General features: G+C 73.2%; 2 protein-coding genes. Both read right to left on the reverse strand.

Features of this window, described 5'->3' with window-relative positions; all coding sequences use genetic code 11:
• Positions 1 to 27 precede the first annotated feature (27 nt).
• The gene (locus tag MXD60_RS16380) at positions 28 to 9,990 is read right to left on the reverse strand and encodes a type I polyketide synthase (RefSeq protein ID WP_248820092.1); all 9,963 of its coding nucleotides are present in this window, start codon (positions 9,988 to 9,990) and stop codon (positions 28 to 30) included.
• Positions 9,991 to 10,124: 134 nt separating this feature from the next.
• Complete coding sequence (locus tag MXD60_RS16385; RefSeq protein ID WP_248820094.1) at positions 10,125 to 16,925, reverse strand: type I polyketide synthase; 6,801 nt, start codon at positions 16,923 to 16,925, stop codon at positions 10,125 to 10,127.
• Positions 16,926 to 17,955: the final 1,030 nt, after the last annotated feature.

Raw genomic sequence — 17,955 nt, forward strand, 5'->3', positions numbered from 1 at the left:
CGCGCGGGCCGGTCAGGGCGGATCGGGTCAGGAGATCCTGAGCTCGTTGTCGATCACGTCGAAGATTTCGTCGTCGGAGGCGTCATCGAGATCGCTCGAAGGTGCGGGGACGGGGGTGGATCCGCTGGCCTGGGCGCCGTCCCAGTCGCGCAGCAGCACATGCAGGCGGGCTGTGAACGCCGGGCGGTCTGCAGCCGGCATCGCGGCCAGGCCGGCCGCGAGCTGCTCCAGCGCTGCCTGCGGGTCGATGTCCGGGTTCGCGGTGAGCTCGCCCAGCAGGTGGCGGGCCAGTCGGGTCGGAGTCGGGAAGTCGAAGATGACCGTCGGGGAGAGTGCGACTCCGGTGGCGGCCCGCAGCCGGTTGCGCAGCTCGACCGCGGTCAGCGAGTCCAGCCCGAGTTCCCGGAAGGCTCGCCCGGGCATCACGGTGCCCCCGCCGGCCCGGCCGAGGACCTCCGCGGTCAGCGTCCGCACAAGATCGAGCATGGCCCGTTCCTGGTCGGTGCCGGCGAGCCCGGCGAGTCGCGCCCGCCACGATCCCGCCGGGTCAGCGGGGGTCTGGTCCGTCGGCGGTGCGGCCGTCGACGGCGCCTCGGCGAGGAATCGGCGCACCTCCGGCAGGTCGCGGATCAACGGCATCCACGCCGCCGCGCCGAGCGCCGGCAGGAGCCGTTCCCAGCCGACATCCGCGACGAGCGCGCCATCGTCGTCGCGGTCCCGGCTGCCCGGTCCATGAGCCTCGTTCGGCCGCTCTGGGCCCGCGGCACTGCGGTGATCGGGGGCATGCCGGTGATCGGGGGCATGCCGATGATCGAGGGCGTGCCGAAGCGCGGCGAGAGCCAGCTCGGCGGACATCGTCCGCAGGCCTGGCACCCGCTGCCCGCGGCCTGCGCCACCGGTTCCGTCGTGGCCGCCGGCCTCGGCTTCGTCGTCCTCGGCCGGTGTCCAGGCGCCGAAGGCAAGCGACAGGCCGGCGTCGCCGCGAGCGCGGCGACGCCGGGCCAAGGCGTCGAGGTAGGCGCTGGCGGCCGCAACAGCGGCGAGTCCCCCGCTGCCCCACAGCCCGGCGGCCGCGGGCAGCACGACGAACGCGATCGCCGGATCACCCTCGGTCAGCGCATCGACGCGCGCCGCCGTCGCCGTGAGATCGCGAAACGTGGTGGCAAATGTGTCGATGTCGGTCCGGTCGAGCGGGTCAGCCGCCGCGGCGCACTCGTCCACCGCGAGGAACACCGCGGTCAGACCTGCCGGCAACACCAGGTCCGGCGACAGCGCGGTACCGCCCGTGGACACGACACTGCCCGTCCCCTCCCGCGTCAGCCAGCGCATGAGCTCACCGGCCGTGTGTCCCGGCGTCGTCACGACCAGCGCGGTCTCCGGTGGCCGCCACGACGGGGCGTCCTCGGTCACGTCGACGGCGGGCGGCACGTCGATCTCGGCCGTATCGTCCGGATCGGGCGCCGCCGCGACGGCGGAGCGGGCGACCGCCGAGGCGTCCGCCATCCCGGTGGTCCGCCCGGACCGGCGCGGGCGGACGAGGTCGGAGGCCCGCGTCAGGCGCTGGGCAAAGATCCGTGCTCCGCGAACCGCGAGGTGTTCGCCCCGCTCCGTGCCGGCCACGACCGCTCTCAGCAGCGACAGGGCACCGCCACCCGGGGTGGCTGGTAGGTCGACGAGACCGCCCCACCGGTCGGGATGCTCCACCGCCACGACCCGGCCGAGTCCCCACACCGCTGCCGATTCGGGGCTGACCTCGTCCTCCCTGGCACCGATCGAGACTGCCCGCCTGGTCACGCACCACAGCGGTGCGACGACGGCGGCGTCTCCGAGCGCCTGGACGAGTGCGACGGTGAGGGCGAGGCCACGGGGCACCCCGGCGTTCGCCACCTCGGCATCGGCATCGGACGCGAGGCCGAGTAGTGACACGACAGCGGCCGGCGTGGTGCCGTCGAGCGCATCGGCCAGCCGACCTGCCAGCTCCGCGCGGTCCGTGCCCTCCACCTCGACCGGGATGACCGTTGCCGGACCGTCGGCCAATGCGCCGAGGACCTGGTCGATCCGCAGTTGATGGGTGTCGTGTCGAGGTGCGGGTACCGCGACGAGCCACCTGCCGGCGATCGCCGCTGACCCTGCGACGGGCAGCGCCGTCCAGCTGACCCGATAGCCGAGCCGACCGAGGACGGACTCCTCCCGGCGACGCCGGTGCCACGCGGCGAGCGTGGGGAGGACCGCGCCGAGCTGCTCGGACGATGCCGTCTCCACGGACCCGAGCGTCGCCGACAACGCGTCGAGGTCCTCGTGGTCGACGGCGTCCCAGAACCGTGACTCGTCGGCATCGGACCCGGCGACCGGGCGCGGTTCGGGCCAGTAGCGCCGCCGCTGGAACGGGTAGGTGGGCAGATCCAGCATCACGGGGGCAGGGACGTGCGCCGCCTGGTCGGCCGCGGACGGTTCCGCATCACCATGATCGGGATCGGCGGGAACCCAGCTGACGGGGTGGCCGTGGACATGGAGCTGGGCAAGGCTGGTCAGAAAGCGGCTGGGGCCGTGCTCGTCCCGACGCAGGGTGCCGAGCGCGATGGCCGGCGCCGCGTCTGTGTCGCACTCGGCGCCGGTGCGGTGGCGGTCTATGCCGTCCTGCAGCGCCGGGACGAGCACCGGGTGCGGGCCGACTTCGATCAGCAGGGTGTGCTCGGCGTCGAGCAGGCCGCGGACGACCGGTTCGAGGAGCACGGTGCGACGCAGGTTGTCCACCCAGTAGTCCGGCCCGCAACCGGCGTCGGTCATCGGCTCCCCGGTGACGGTGGACACGAAGGTGGTGTGCGGGGTCTGTGGGGTGATGCCGGCGAGTGCCGCGCGGAGGTCGTCGGCGAGGGAGTCGACCTGATGGGAGTGCGATGCGTAGTCCACAGCGATCCGCCGGCACTCGACGCCGCCGGTCGCGCAGTCCGCGACGAACTGGTCCAGGTCGTCGTTGCCACCCGACACCACCGTGGCCGCGGGGCCGTTCACCGCAGCCACGGACAGCGCCGGGGCGCGCCGTGCCAGCAGTGCCGCCACCTCGGCCGCCGGCAGCGAGACCGCCGCCATCCCGCCGTGCCCGCACAGCCGCTCCCGCAGCAGGCGGGCACGAACGGCCACGACCCTGGCTGCGTCGGGCAGCGGCAACGCCCCGGCGACACACGCCGCGGCGATCTCGCCCTGGGAGTGGCCGACGACTGCCGCGGGCCGCACTCCGTGCGCCTGCCAGACCGCCGCCAGCGAGACCATCACCGCGAACAGCGCGGGCTGGACCACGTCGACCCGGTCCAGGTCCAGGTCGGGGCCGCCTGGCCGCAGGCCGTCAGCCGGCCAGTCGACGTATGGCTCCAGCGCCGCCGCGCACCGCCGCATCTGGTCGCGGTAGGCCGCTGACCAGTCCCACAGGTCGGCAGCCATCGCCGGCCACTGGGCCCCCTGCCCCGGGAAGACGAAAACCGCCCGGCCGGACGCCCCCGCCACCCCGGACACCAGACTCGATGCTCCGAGAGCCGTCACGCCGGGGCCGCCGACGCCGGCAGCGTAGTGCTTCAGGCCAGCTGTCAGGTCCGATGTGTCCGTGCCGACGACGACGAGCCGGTGGTCGAACAACGTGCGGGAACCGACCAGGGCGGACGCCACCGCCGCGTTGTCCGTGACCGAGGGGTGCTCAGTGGTGGGGACCTCGGCTGCGTCTACCCCCAGCCGGGCGGCCAGCCGCGCGGCCTGCGCCCGCACCCCGGCCTCGTCGCGTGCTGAAACAACCCAGGCCACCGGCGGCATGGCAACGGGTGCGGCGTCGTCCGTGGTGGGGACGGGGATACCCAAGGACGGGGGCTGTTCGAGGACAGCGTGGGCATTCGTGCCGCTCATGCCGAACGACGACACCGCTGCCCGTCGTGGTTGGCCCGTCTGCGGCCACGGCTTCGCTTCGGTGAGCAGCCGCACGGCGCCGGTGGACCAGTCGACGTTCGGCGTTGGCGCGTCGACGTGCAACGTCGCTGGCAGCAGGCCGTGACGCAATGCCAACACCATCTTCATGACGCCGGCAATCCCGGACAGCCCTGCGGTGTGGCCGATGTTCGACTTCAACGACCCCAACCACAACGGCCGATCCACCGACCGACCCTGACCATAGGTCGCCAGCAACGCCTGCGCCTCGATCGGATCACCCAACATCGTCCCCGTACCATGCGCCTCCACCACATCCACATCACCAGCGGACAGACCAGCATCAGCCAACGCCGCCCGAATCACCCGCTGCTGCGACGGACCATTCGGCGCCGTCAAACCATTACTCGCCCCATCCGAATTCACCGCCGAACCCCGCACCACCGCCAACACCGGATGACCGCTACGCCGCGCGTCCGAGAGCCGCTCGAGCAAGAGGACACCGACGCCCTCGCCCCAGCCGGTGCCGTCCGCAGCCGCGGCAAACGACTTGCAGCGCCCGTCCGCGGCGAGTCCTCGCTGCCGGCTGAACTCAACGAACGCCTGTGGGGTGGCCATCACGGTCGCGCTGCCCACGACCGCCATCGCGCACTCGCCCCGACGCAGGGACTGCACCGCCAGGTGCAGCGCCACCAGCGACGACGAGCACGCCGTGTCGACGGTGAGCGCAGGACCGGAGAGCCCGAAGCTGTAGGCCAGCCGTCCGGAGGCGACGCTGGCAGCGGTGCCTGTGATCAAATGGCCTTCCAGCTCGGGCCGGGCCGCCATCGAGGCCGTGCCGTAGTCGCCTCCTGCCAGGCCGACGAAGGTTCCGGTCTGGCTGCCCTTCAGCGCCTGGGGCAGGATTCCCGCCCGCTCGAACGCCTCCCAGGTCGCCTCCAACAACAGGCGCTGCTGCGGGTCCATCGCCAACGCCTCCCGCGGGGAGATCCCGAAGAAGTCCGCGTCGAACTGGTCGGCGTCCGACAGGAAACCTCCGAAGCGGGTGTAGGTGGTGCCTGGGCGATCGGGGTCCGGGTCGTAGAGGGCGTCGAGATCCCAGCCACGGTCGGTGGGAAACACGCTGATCGCGTCGGTGCCGTCGGCGAGCAGCGTCCACAGGTCATCCGGGTCGGCAATACCCCCGGCCAGCCGGCAGCTCATGGCGACGATGGCAATCGGGTCACCGCTGCCGGACACGGTGGCGAGGTCGACATGTGGGTCCGGGGAATCGTCGGCGGGGGCCGCGGCCACCAAGGCCACCAGGTGGGTGGCCAGCGCGTCCGGGGCGGGGAAGTCGAAGACCACGGTGGGCGGTAGGGGCAGGCCGGTCCGGGCGACCAGCCGGTTGCGCAGTTCAACGGCGGTCAGGGAGTCCACGCCCAGGTCGCGGAACGCCTGTCCGGGGGCGATCGCCGTCCGTGAGGCATGGCCGAGCACGGCCGCTGCCTCTGCCCGCACGACGTCCAGCGCAGCGTCCGGGCGGTCCGCCGCGGACAGGGCGGCCAGCTCCGGCCACAGTGCCGGGCGGGTCACCGGGTTACCGTCGCCCGCCTCAGCCGCCTTGGCCGCGCCGTCGACGTGGGCGCCAACGGCGTCGCCGGCCGGCAGGCCAGCCGGGTTGGGCTGGCCGTCGGGTGTGGTGCCGGTCGGTGCGTCGCGGACCTCGGGCAGGTCCTCGATCAGCGGGCTGGGACGCATCGACGTGAACGCCGGAGCGAAACGTTCCCACCGCACGTCCGCGACCGCGACCGACGTGGGGTCGCCGCCGAGCACGTCGTCGAGCGCAGTGAGGGCCGACTCCGGCGCCATCGCCGGCAGGCCGCGCCGATGTAGTCCGGCCGCGACCGGCTGTCCGGCGGCGGCGAGCATGCCGCCGCCGTCCCACGGTCCCCAGGCCACCGAGCTGGCTCGCCCGCCGCGGGCCCTGCGCCGCTCGGCGAGGGCGTCGAGGAACGCGTTCGCCGCCGCGTAGGCCGCCTGTCCGCCGCTGCCCCAGAACCCGGCGACGGAGGAGAACGACACGGTGAGGTCGAGGGCGTCATGGTCGAGAAGCTCGTCGAGGTGCGCCGCCCCGGCCATCTTCGCGGCGGTCACCTCACCCAGCTCGGCGGCGTCGAGCTGGGTGAGCGGGGTTGACCGTTCGATCCCGGCGGCGTGAACGACAGCCCGCAGCGTGATCTCCTCCGCCGCCAACGTGTTCAGCAGCTGCACCACGGCATCCCGGTCGGCGACGTCGCAGGTCAGCATCGTGACTCGGGCGCCGAGGGCCGCCAGTTCGGCGGCGAGCCGGTCAGCTCCCGGAGTGTCCGGACCACGCCGGCCGGTGAGGACGAGGTGCTCGGCCCCGGCAGCCGCGAGTCGACGGGCGACGTGCGCGCCAAGTGCTCCGAACCCGCCGGTGACGAGGACGGTGCCCTGCGGCGTCCAGCGCGGGCCGGACGCGCCTGGCGGCGAGTCGACCCGGATGACCCGCCGAAGATAGATGCCGGACGGCCGCAGGGCGAGCTGGTCCTCCGCGCCGAACCCGCCGCCGAGTGTCGCCGTCAGCTGGTCGCGCACCGACGCGTCAAGGTCGCCCACGGGCAGGTCGACCAGCCCACCCCAACGTCCCGGCTGTTCCAGGGCGGCGACCCGGCCGAGTCCCCACAGGGCGGCGCCTGCCGGATCGGGTGGCTCGTCGCCGGGCGAGGCACCAACCGCGGCCCGGGTGACGCACCACAGCGGGGCATCCACGCCGCCGTTCGCGAGTGCTCGCAGCAGGGCGACCGTCGCCGCCAGCGCCGCCGCCCCGTCGCCAGCGGCCAGCAACGAGAGGACTCCGGCCGCCGGACGGGCAGCGGGCAGCGCGTCGACGGCGGCGCGGACCCGGGCGGCCGCGGCGTCGTCGCTGTCATCTCCAGCGTCGACCGCCGGCCACGTCAACTCGACGACATCGGCCCCAGCCCCGGACAGCGCATCGATGACGTCCCGGTGCAGCTCCGCGTCCAGGTCGCCGTCGGAACAACGGGAGTTCGCCGGGGTGACGACCAGCCAGGTCCCGGCCAGCCGGCCGGGCGACGGGATGGCCGTCGGACGCCAGGCGACCCTGTACACCCAGGTCCGCGGATCCAGCCGGGTGACGTCGCCGGTCGGCGTGGGCGGGGCCAGCCAGTACCGGCGGCGCTGGAACGGATAGGTGGGCAGCTCGACGAACTCTCCGTCGTCCGGCGGAAGAACGGCAGGCCAGTCCACGGCGACACCATGGGTGTGCAGGGTCGCCAGCGCCGTGACGCACGACCGCGGCTCCGGGCGTCCTCGCCGCAGCATCGCCACCAGCACGGGCGCCGGGACGGAGTCGCCCCCACCCCCGCCGGCGGCTGAATCGACCGCCGTGGCGGGGTCTGGGCCGGCGGGCGGGCGCGGGCCGCCCAGGCAGTGCTGGGCCATCGCCGTCAGCACGCTGCCAGGGCCGACCTCGGCGTAGACCCGCACGCCGACCCCGGTCAGCCAGCGCAACCCGTCCGCGTAGCGCACCGCCTCCCGGGCATGGCGCGCCCAGTAGTCTGGCGAGGCGATCTCATCGGCCGTGTGCGGGCGGCCGGTGAGGTTGGACAGCACCGGAATACGCGGCGGCGCGAAGGTGAGCCCACGGGCGACTGAACGCAGCTCGTCGAGCATCGGCTCCATGCGCGGCGAGTGAAAGGCGTGGCTGACCCGCAGCCGGCTCGTACGCCGCCCGCGCTCGCGCCAGTGGGCTGCCAGGGCATCGACGGCGTCAGCGTCACCGGCGATGACCACCGATGCAGGGCCGTTCACCGCGGCAAGGGTGACCTGCTCCTCGCGACCGACCAGCAGCGGTCGGACCTCGTCCTCGGTCACCGCGACGGTCATCATCGCGCCGCCTGGCGGCAGGGCCTGCATCAACCGGCCGCGGGCCGCGACGAGGGTGGCGGCGTCGGGCAGTGACAGCACGCCGGCGACGTGCGCGGCCGCGAGCTCGCCCACGGAATGCCCAAGCAGGTAGTCCGGGACGATGCCCCAGGACTCGAGCAGGCGGTACAGCGCCACCTCGATGGCGAACAGGGCCGGCTGGGTCAGCCCGGTCTGGTCCAGCGCGGCAGCCTGTGGCTTGTCTTCGGCTGCGAACAGGCTGTCCCGCAGCGGCGCCTCCAGATGACGGTCGAGTTCGAGGCACACCTCGTCCAGGGCCGTGGCGAAGGTCGGGTAGACCCGCCACAGTCCCGCGCCCATGCCGGCACGCTGGCTGCCCTGGCCGGGCAGCAGGAAGGCGATCGGCGCGCCCGGCCCGGCGACGCCGGTGACCACGTGGGCGGCGGGTTCGCCGCTTGTGAGGGCTTCGAGTCCGCCGAGCGCCTCCGCCCGGCTCTCGGCGACGACGACAGCCCGATGGGTGAGTGCCGTGCGGGTGGTCGCCAGGGCCCGGCCGGCGGCGGCCAGGCCCGGTTCGGACCGTTCGCCGAGCAGGTCGTTCAGTCTGCGGGCCTGCGCGACCAGCGTCGACGGCTCGTGCCCCGACAGCACGAGCGCAACCGGAGCCGACGGGGCGGGCCGACCGGGGGCCGTTTCCACGACCCCTCCGGTGGACCCCCCGGAGGGGTCGACATCCTGTTCGGCCTCCTCAGTGGGCTCCTCGAGGATGACGTGCGCGTTCGTGCCGCTGACCCCGAAGGCCGAGACACCAGCCCGCCGAGGGGCACCGGTCGCCGGCCACGGTGCCGACTCGGCCAGCACCCGCACCGCACCCGCGGTCCAGTCGACCTTGGTTGTCGGCACGGCGACGTGCAGCGTGCTCGGCAGGACTCCGGCGCGCATCGCGAGCACCATCTTGATGACGCCGCCGACGCCGGCGGCAGCCTGGGTGTGCCCGATGTTCGACTTCAGCGACCCGATCAGCAGCGGCCGGTCCGCCGGCCGGTTCTGGCCGTAGGTCGCGAGCAGCGCATGGGCCTCGATGGGGTCACCCAGGGCCGTGCCGGTGCCGTGCGCCTCGACGGCGTCAACCTCGCTGGCGGTGAGGCCGGCGGCGGCGAGGGCGGCGCGGATGACCCGTTCCTGGGACGGACCGTTCGGCGCGGTGAGCCCGTTGCTGGCACCGTCGGAGTTCACCGCGCTGCCACGGATGACGGCCAGCACGCGCCGGCCCGCTCGGCGCGCGTCGCGGAGGCGTTCGAGGACGAGCACGCCGGCGCCCTCCGCCCAGGCGGTCCCGTCGGCGCCGTCGGCGAAGGCCTTGCACCGGCCGTCGGCGGCGAGCCCACGCTGCCGGCTGAACTGGACGAACAGAGTCGGGGTGGCCATCACCGTCACGCCGCCGGCCAGCGCTGTCACGCACTCTCCGGCCCGCAGCGCCTGGCATGCCTGATGGATCGCGACCAACGACGCCGAGCAGGCGGTGTCCACCGTTACCGACGGGCCCTGCAGGCCGAGGACGTAGGAAATCCGCCCGGAGGCGACGCTCGCCGCCCGGCCAGTGAGCAGGTAGCCCTCGAGCTCCGGGGGGACGGCGGGCAGGTTCGTGGCGTAGTCCTGTCCGTTCGTGCCGACGTAGACGCCTGTACGGCTTTCCCGCAGCGACCGCGGGTCGGTCCCGGCGGACTCCAGCGCCTCCCAGGACGTCTCCAGCAGCAGCCGTTGCTGCGGGTCCATCGCGAGCGTCTCCCGCGGCGAGATGCCGAACAGGCCGGTATCGAACTCCGCCGCGTCGCGCAGGAATCCGCCCGAGCGGACATAGGTGCGGCCGGGCCGGTCGGGGTCGGGGTCGTACAGACCGTCGAGGTCCCAACCGCGGTCGACCGGGAAGCCGGTGATGGCGTCCTCGCCGTCGACGAGCAACCGCCACAGATCGGCCGGTGTGTCGACCCCGCCCGGGAACCGACAGGCCATGCCGACGATGGCGATCGGCTCGCGGGCCGCGCCTTCGACCTCGGCCTGCCGACGGCGAGCCAGCCGCAGGTCGGCCATGGTCCGCCGCAGGTAGTCCCGCAGCCGGTCCTCGACACTCGTGGCGGCGGTCATCTCATCGCCCGTCCCGGCGCTCATCGCGTCCCCCATCGGGACCGCAGCGTCGTCGCGGATGGCCGCCGAGGGGGGCACGGCGTCGACGAAGCCTGCTGGATCACGCGTTCTCCCTGCTCGGCAGTTGGACGGGGCGCCCGGCTCGGCGGGTCGGGGGGTCAAGGGGTCTCAAGTTCCGTGTCCAGGAGGTCGAACAGCTCGTCGTCTGTGCGCGGCTCGGGGACGACCGCGGACTGGCCGCGATCCGGGGCGGTCGCGGTCGTGAGCTCCGTGAGCACGCGACGCAGCCGGCGGACGATGTCCGCGCGGCCGGCCGGGCCCTCACCGCCAGTTCCGGGCAGGGCGGCGGTGATCCGTTCAAGGTCGGCGCGGACCGTGTCGAGCGTGTCCGCCGTGCCGTCGGCAGCCGGGATGCGGGCCTTGGCCACCGTGGTCGGCGCCGCCGCTGCCGAGCTGTCCGGGTTCGGCAGGTCAGGTGCCAGTGCAACGCCGAGCTGGCGGGCCAGGCCGGTGGGGGTCGGATGATCGAACACGGCGGTCGTCGGCAGGCGGACATCCGTGGCCTCGTTGAGCCGGTTACGTAGCTCGACAGCTGTGAGGGAATCGAACCCGAGGTCACGGAACGGCCGATCCGGGCCGATCGCGGTGTCTGTCCGGTGACCGAGGACGGCGGCGGCATGCGCGATGACGAGACTCAGCACGGTTCGTTCGCGCTCCGCCGGGGAGCGCTCAGCGAGAGTGGCGCGCAGCTGGACGGCGGCGCTGGGGCCGCCCGTCGCCACCGGCCTGGCCTGCTCGGCCGCGCCGGTGGCCGAAATCTCGTCGAGCAGCCGGCGTGGTCGACCGAATGCTAGGATCGCTGCGATCCGCGGCCAGTCGGCGGCGAGGACGACGGAGCTCGTCAGGTTGTGGTCGAGGCTGTCGTGCAGGGCGGCGGAGGCCAGATCGGGGCTCATGTCGACCAGTCCGTGGCCCCGCAGACGTTCGCCGGCCGCGCCCTCCACCATGCCGCCCGCCCCCCACAGGCCCCACGCGACGGATGTCGCGGCCAGGCCCCGGGCCCGGCGGTGGTCGGCAAGAGCATCGAGGTAGGCGTTGCCAGGCGCGTAGTTGGCCACGCCGGGCAGGCCGAAGGTGGCCGCGACGGAGGAGAACAGGACGAACGCGTCCAGGTCACGTCCGGCGGTCAGCTCATGCAGGAGCGTCGCACCGCGGACCTTCACCCGAAGCACCCCCGCGATGCGTTCGGGTGTCAGCCGGTCCGTCACCGTGTCATCGAGCACCGCCGCGGTGTGGAACACGGCGCGCAGCGGCTGGTCGGCGGGTAGTCCGTCCAGCAGGCCGCCGAGCGCCGCCCGGTCGCCGACGTCGCAGGCGACGACCGACACGCGGGTGCCGGTGGCGGTGAGCTGTTCGGCGAGTGCGGCCGCGCCCGGCGCGGCCGGTCCGCGCCGGCTGATGAGCAGCAGGTGGTCGGCGCCGGCGGAGGCGAGCCAACGCGCGACCTGGGCGCCGACACCGCCGGTGCCGCCGGTGATCAGAATCGTTCCGCGGGGCCGCCACCGCCGCGTGGCCCGCCGCTGCCGCAGCGGTGCGGGGACGACCCGACGGGCCAGCATGCTCCCGTGCCGGACGGCCAGCTGATCCTCGCCGGCGCCGGCGGCGACGGCCGCGCACAGCAGGTCGATGTCCGCGTCCTCGGACGTGGAGCCTCCCGTGGCGGGCTCCGGCCCCGGCGGGCCGCCCGCGGGGGGCAGATCGACGACGCCGCCCCATAGATCCGGGTACTCCACTGCAGCGACCTGCGCCAGGCCCCAGAGCAGGGACTGTGCTGGCGCCGGCAGGGTGTCGCCGGGCGCCGCGGCTACGGCACCGCGGGTCACGCACCACAGCGGGCCGTCGGCCTGGATGTCGCCGAGCGCCTGCATCAGGCTGACGGTGGCGGCGTAGCCGGTGGGCAGATCTGGATGTGCCAGATCCGCTGCGGTGTCGAGAGCGAGCAGCGACAGCACGCCGCCGGCAGGGTCGTCCCGCCACGCCGCACGCAGCTGCCGGGCCAGCGCCGTCCGGTGCACGTGCGCCGTGTCGACTGGGACGATGACTGGCTCAGCACCGCTGCGACGCACCGCGCGGGTGCAGGACGCGGCCAGCCCCGCCGTGCGGGCGGCCTCCCCGTCAGCACCGGACGCGGCGTCGGCGCTCGAAGGGACGAGCAGCAACCAGCGGCCGGTGAGGGCCGCCGTAGTCGGCGGGGCACCGTCGAGTGGACGCCAGGCGACGCGGAAGCGCCAGGAATCCTGCGTGGCGCGGTCGTCCGCGTGACGGCGCCAGGTCTGCAGGGCCGGCAGTACCGCGCCCAGGGACTCGCGGTCCGGCGCCCCGTCGATGCCGAGCAGATCGCCGAGTTCGTCGGCGGCGCCGCGGTCGACGGCGGCCCAGAAGTCCGCGTCCGGGCCGTCGTCCGCTGCCAGTACGGCCGGCGGCGCTCCGGCGGAGTCCAACCAGAACCGCTCGCGTTGGAAGGCATAGGTCGGCAGATCCACCTGGCCCCGGGCGGCGGCCCCGTCGGGGCGCGGCGCCGTCAGCCAGTCCACCGGTACTCCCCGTACGAACAGCTCGGCCGCGGAGGTAAGCAGGCGGACACGGCTCGGTTCGTCGCGGCGCAGCGATCCGACAACGAGGACCTTCCGGCCGGTTGCCTCGGCCGTCTCCGCGACCGCGCCGGTCAGTATGGGATGGGGGCTCACCTCGACGAACGCCCGGTGCCCTGCCGCGAGCAGCCGGTTCGTCGTCTGCTCGAACTCAACGGTCTGTCGCAGGTTGCGATACCAGTAGTCAGCGTCGAGCCCGGCGGTGTCGACCGGCCCGGCGGTGACACTCGAGTAGAATGGCAGGTCAGCGGTACGGGGTTGGATGTCGGCGAGCGCGGCGAGCAGCCGGTCTCGGATCGCCTCGACATGCGCCGAGTGCGACGCGTAGTCGACGGGGATGCGGCGGGCCCGCGTACCGTCGGCGGCGCAGTACCGCAGCAGCGCGTCGAGAGCCGCCGGCTCGCCGGAGACGACGAGGGAATCCGGCCCGTTGACGGCGGCCACCGCCAGCCGGCCGGTCGCGGACCATGGTTTGATCAGATCGCGCCCGGTGTCCTCGGGCAGTGCCACCGCGACCATGCCGCCGCGACCGGCGAGTACCTCGCGCAGTGCCCGCGCCCGCACGGCGACGACGACGGCGGCGTCGTCCAGCGAAAGCGCCCCGGCCGCGCAGGCTGCCGCGATCTCTCCCTGGGAGTGACCGACGACGGCGGCCGGCTCAACGCCGTGCGCCCGCCACCATGCGGTCAGTGCGACCATCACGGCGAACAGGGCCGGCTGGACGACGTCGACGCTCTCCAGCGGCGGGCTTCCGGGTGTCCCTCGCAGGACGTCCAGCAGAGACCAGTCGACGTGTGGCGCCAAGGCGTCGGCGCACGCGCGCAGCCGGTCGGTGACGACGTCGTCCGTGCCGATCATGTCTCGGGCCATGCCGACCCACTGGGCGCCCTGCCCCGGATAGACGAACACGACGTCGCCGTCAAGGTCCACGGCACCCCGAACCACCGCTGCCGATGGCAGACCGCGGTGCAGCGCGTCCAGACCGGCCGTGAAGCCGTCGAGGTCGGCGGCGACGATGGCGGCGCGGTGGGGCAGCGTCGCGCGGGTCGTCGCCAGCGAGAAGCCGATGTCCTCTATCGCGCGAGCGCTGCCTGCGGCCGGCAACGCGGTCACATGCGTGCGTAGCCGCTCAGCCTGGGCGGCGAGCGCGGCGTCGCCGCGCGCGGACAGCAACCAGGGCAGCGCTCCCGGCGTGCCCGGCACGTCGTCGCGGTCCGGCTCTCCGGTCTGCTCGTCGGGTGCCTGTTCGAGGATGGCGTGGCAGTTGGTGCCGCTGACCCCGAAGGAGGACACTCCGGCCCGGCGGGGACGGCCGGGTGACTGCCAGGAGACGGGCTGTGTGAGAAGCCGCAGCGCACCACCGGCCCAGTCGACGTGCGGGGTTGGCGCGGTGACGTGCAGAGTTCTCGGCAGGTGACGATGTTGCAGGGCAAGCACCATTTTGATCACCCCGACCAGGCCGGCGGCCGCCTGGGTGTGGCCCACGTTCGACTTCACCGAACCGAGCCAGACGGGCGGCCGGTCCGCGGGCCGGTTCCGGCCGTAGACAGCGAGCAGCGCCGTGGCCTCGATCGGGTCGCCCAGCGGGGTGCCCGTCCCGTGCGCTTCGACCGCGTCGACGTCTTCGGGGCGCAGGCCCGCGGCGGCCAGGGCCCGTCGGATGGTGCGCTGCTGCGCGGAGCCCTTCGGAGCGGTCAGGCCGTTGCTCGCCCCGTCGGAGACGACCGCACTGCTGCGGACCAGGGCGTGCACCGGCCAGCCGGCCCGCCGGGCGTCCGCCAGCCGCGCAACGACCACGACGGCGACGCCCTCGGCCAGACCGAAGCCGTCTGCATCGGCAGAAAACGCCCGGCAACGGCCGTCGGCGGACAGCGCGTTCTTGCGGCTGAACTCGACGAACATGCCGGGGTTCGGCAGGACGGTCGCGCCACCGGCGAGCGCCAGGTCGCACTCGCCGCGGCGCAGCGCCGCAGCCGCGAGGTGCAGGGCGACCAGAGACGACGAGCAGGCGGTGTCCACCGACATCGCCGGGCCCTCGAGACCGAGGGCGTAGGCGACGCGGCCGGCGGCGACGCTGGCGGTGCTGCCCGTGAACACGAAGCCCTCAAGCTCCGCGGGGGCGGCGTCCAGACGCGGACCGTAGTGGTGCTCGGTCACTCCGGTGAACACCCCGGTGGCGCTTCCGCGCAGGCCCAACGGGTTGATGCGGGCCCGTTCCAACGCCTCCCAGCTGACCTCGAGCAACAGGCGCTGCTGAGGGTCCATCGCCAGCGCCTCCCGCGGCGAGATCCCGAAGAAGTCCGCGTCGAAGGCGGTGGCGTTGCGCAGGTACCCGGCCTCGCGCTGGCGGTTCGGTCCGTGCCAGGCCGAGCGCGCGTCATGCAGCCTGTCAAGATCCCAGCCCCGGTCGGTGGGCAGTCCGCCGACGACCTCAGCACCGTCACGCAGCAGCCGCCACAGCGACTCCGGGTCATCGATTCCGCCGGGCAGTCGGCAGCCGATCCCGATGATCGCGACTGGTTCGTCGTCGCCGACGATGGCGCGGTTCTCCGCACCGGACGTGAGCCCGTCTCCCTCGCCGTCGAGTTCGCGCCGCAGATGTCCGGCCAGCGTGCGGGCGGTGGGATGGTCGAAGACAACCGTCGGGGGCAGAGCGAGCCCGGTCACGGCGGCCAGGCGGTTGCGCAGCTCGACCGCGGCGACCGAGTCAAACCCCTCCGCCCTCAGCTCGGCGTCCGCCGGCACAGACTCGGCCGTCGTGCGGCCGAGAAGCGCCGCGATCTCGCCGCGGACTGTCGCCAGTAGTCGGCTCTCGCGCACTGCCGGCGCCAGGGCGGCGAACCGGCGCCGCGCGCCGATGCTCTCCGTGCCAGAAGGCTCGTTGTCATCGAGCAGTGGCCCGGGCCCGCCGGTCTGCGCCGGTGGGGCGGGCGGCACCCGGTCGAGCAGCGGCCAGGACGGGTCGCCGGTGAGCCCGTCCGCTATGGGCGCTCGGGCGCCGGTCTCGGCGAACGCGCGGGTCCAGTCGACGGCCACGCCGTGCACGTAGGCCTCGGCCAGGCTGAGCAGGAACCGTCGCCATTCGTCCTGGCCGCGACGCAGGGAGGCGACGACCGGGGTGGCGTCGCCGGTGTCGTCCAGGATCTCGCGCAGGCTGCCCGTCAGTACCGGGTGTGGGCTGATCTCGATGAACAGCGGGCGGGCGAGCTCGGCGTGGGCGGCCCGGACAGCCGGGTCGAACAGGACCGGCTCGCGCAGACACCGCGGCCAGTAGCGGCTGTCGAGGGTGGCGGTGTCGAAGCGGTCGCCGGTCAGGCCGGAGTAGTACGGCACGGTACCCGGGTGTGGCGCGATGCCGGCGAGCTCGCCCAGCAGCCATTCGCGGATGCCGTCGATGTGGCGGGAGTGCGCCGCAAGTCCGACGGCGATCGGCCGCGCCAACACCCCGGCGGACTCGAATTCGGCGATGGCCTGCCCGACGGCGTCCCGGTCGCCCGAGATGAGCGTCGCGGTCGGGGCGTTGACGCCGGCGACGCCCACCCGGTCGCCGTATCCGGCCAGCCGAGCCGCGACCTCGGGTGCCGGCAGGCCCACGAGGGCCATCTCGCCCCGGCCGGTCAGTGTCTGCTGAGCCTCGCTCCACCGGGCAACCACCCGGGCGGCGTCGGCGAGCGGCAGGCCGCCGGCAAGCCAGGCCGCCGGCAGTTCACCGAGGCTGTGCCCGACGACGGCGGCGGGCCGAACACCATGGTCACCCCACAGTTTGGCCAGCCCCACCATGATGGCGAACAGCAGCGGCTGGACCACATCGACGCGGTCCAGGGCACGTGGGTCACTCTCGGCCGTCGCCAGCACGTCCAGGGCCGACCATCCGGTGACTGGGCGCAGCGCGTCCGCCGCAGCGCCGATGCCCTGTCGGAAGTCCGCGCGGGCGGCCAGCAGGCTCGTGGCCATCCCCCGCCACTGGGGGCCCTGGCCGGGAAAGACGAACACCGGGCTGGCGACCTCGCCGCAGTGACCGCGCACCACGGCGGGCGAGGACTCCCCGCGCACCAACGCCGTCAGGCCGCCGACGAGCTCCGCGCGGTTCGCGCCGACCACCACCGCCCTGTGCGGCCCGGATGGCGGTTGCACGGCGAGTGCGAGCCCGACGTCCTCCGTGCGTAGGGCCGGATCACGCTGCAGCCAGGCACGTAGGCCGGCCGCGCTGGCCCGAAGCGCCGCCGGGTCCTGTCCGGCGAGCACCCACGGAACGCAGCGGCGGACACTTCCCAGTCCGTGCTCCGGCATGGTTTCCGACCCCGTCATCAGCGCCCACTCATTCGGCTTGGTCAGGCGGCCGCGTGGCCGCGCATCTCCATTTTCCCGATACTGCGCAACTCCGACCTTCGACATTTCCGCAGAGCCTGCGGTCGTCCTCCTCGGCGCTCTGCGAACTTCCGCGGCGCCTGCGTTGTCCGCTGGTCTCGGTTCTACGGAGTCGGGGATCCGCGAACAACCCCTATCGCCCCGACTCACTCGCATCATTCCGGCGCTTGTTCGGTGAACGGTGATCTCGACGGCGACGGAAGCGAGGATCCTCGACCGTCAGATTCCCCGACATGCCTGCTCACACGGGGCGCACCAGAAGGCAACGGAATACGGGATTGCCCAGGGGTTACTAGGGGTGTCGGCCGGGTTCCGTCCAGAACCCTGACATGCTTCGACGGCCGGCGACACGCCTGGCCCCATGCCGACTTTCCCGGGGATACCCGCATAAGGTGTCGAAAGGATGTAATCGGGCAACATCGACGTTTTTCCGATCAGCCAGAAAGACAGTCAGCAGAACCCCAAGCCCGCTAACACGGGGGCGCCGATCCGCACCGAGGGACGCCGATCTGTGACATAGTTCACCCACTCGACGGTCCTGTGCTCGGACGGGTCGGACGACGCGGGATACTGGCCCACAGGCGAGCCCAGAAGCCCTCCGAACTGCCGCTACGCCACTGTCCGTCGTTGCCGCCGAAGGCAGGATGCAAAACACCAAGAAGATTCGAAGCAACAAGAGCACATGTCGCTCAACCTGAGGCGGCGTCGCACCGGCAGGCTAGATGACACTGCCGAGAGCGACGGAGGACGACCAGGTGAGCGAGAGCCGCGACACCGAGATTCAGGGACACCCCGCGTTCGCCGCCGACAACGGAGGACAGAAGACGTGAGGTAGTATTCGACCCACGCCATCCACCCACCCAGCGTCAGCCCTTTCGCGATGCTGCAGACGTGACATAAAGTGAAACGAAAAGGTTATCGATTTCCCTCCAGCCGGGAACGACGATCTCCGCCAAGCCGGCGTCACATC

It is taken from the genome of Frankia sp. AgB32, from assembly GCF_023243045.1.
In the GTDB taxonomy this organism is placed as follows: Bacteria; Actinomycetota; Actinomycetes; order Frankiales; family Frankiaceae; genus Frankia.

Coding starts and splice junctions, on each gene's coding strand:
- MXD60_RS16380 (WP_248820092.1), bottom strand. CDS start 9,990: ATGAGCGCCGGGACGGGCGATGAGATGACCGCCGCCACGAGTGTCGAG.
- MXD60_RS16385 (WP_248820094.1), bottom strand. CDS start 16,925: ATGACGGGGTCGGAAACCATGCCGGAGCACGGACTGGGAAGTGTCCGC.